The sequence below is a fragment of the Enterobacteriaceae endosymbiont of Donacia piscatrix genome (assembly GCF_012569525.1).
Classification (GTDB): domain Bacteria; phylum Pseudomonadota; class Gammaproteobacteria; order Enterobacterales; family Enterobacteriaceae.
This window is the reverse complement of sequence record NZ_CP046200.1, coordinates 45,388-46,496: the sequence shown is the minus strand read 5'-3', so window position 1 is coordinate 46,496 and position 1,109 is coordinate 45,388. Positions and strand designations below refer to the sequence as shown.

Genomic DNA, 1,109 nt, shown 5'->3' with positions numbered 1-1,109 from the left:
ATAGATATTTTTTTTTCTTTTAAAGAATATTCAATTAACATTGCTAATGATAAAATTTGTGCAATTGGATTAGCTATATTTTCCCCTGCAATATCAGGAGCTGATCCTCCAGCTGGTTCATACAAACCAAAATAATTTTGATTAAAGCTAGCTGAAGGTAAATTACCAATAGATCCAGTAATAATTGCACACTGATCAGATATTATATCTCCAAATAGATTTGGACATAATATAACATCAAATTGTGAAGGATTTTTAATTAATTGCATAACAGCATTATCAATATACATGTGTGTTAGTTTAACTGATTTATATTTTTGAGATATTTCTATTAAAATTTCTCTCCATAATATGGATGTTTGTAAAACATTTGCTTTATCAATAGAACATATTTTTTTATTTCTTTTTAATGCTATATTAAAAGCAATATGTGCAATTCTTTCTATTTCAAATCTTGAATAAATTTCAGTATCAAATGCATATTCATTTATTCCTTTACCTTTTCTTCCATTTAAACCAAAATATATACCACCAATTAATTCTCTAATACAAATAATATTAAATCCCTTATTTAAAATTCTTTCTTTTAAAGGACTTAAAATGCTTAAATTTTTATAAAAAAAAGAAGGACGTAAATTAACAAATAAATTAAAATGTTTTCTTAATTTTAATAAAGAACCTTTTTCAGGTCTTTTATGTAAAGGTAAATGATCCCATTCAGGTCCCCCCACTGATCCTAATAATATAGCATCAGATTTTTCACAACCTTCTAATGTAATTTTAGGTAAAGGATTACCATATTTTTTAATAGCAATTCCTCCTATATAATAGGTATTAATAATTATCTTTTTTTTTACATATTTTTGAATTTGTTCTAATATTTTAATTGCTTGTTTCATTACTTCAGGACCAATACCATCTCCTGGTAATATAGCTATTTTAAATATATTTGACATAATTATCTCTTTTTTTTTAAGATTTATTAACTTGTAAAATATTTTTTTGTATTTGATTAGATCTCCATATACTATTAAGACAATTGATAATTGCTATAACTGAAGCTTTCATAATATCTTTAGAAAAACCTACTCCATTAAATATTTTTTTTT

At 23.6% G+C, this 1,109-nt stretch carries 2 protein-coding genes; both read right to left on the bottom strand.

Features of this window, described 5'->3' with window-relative positions:
• The coding region (gene leuB / locus GJT96_RS00265; RefSeq protein WP_169780263.1) for a 3-isopropylmalate dehydrogenase at positions 1-956 on the bottom strand (956 nt) is incomplete at its 3' end.
• Between the two features lie 16 nt (positions 957-972).
• Positions 973-1,109, bottom strand: a 137-nt coding sequence (locus GJT96_RS02470; protein ID WP_169780262.1) for a hypothetical protein, incomplete at its 5' end; no start/stop codon positions are given.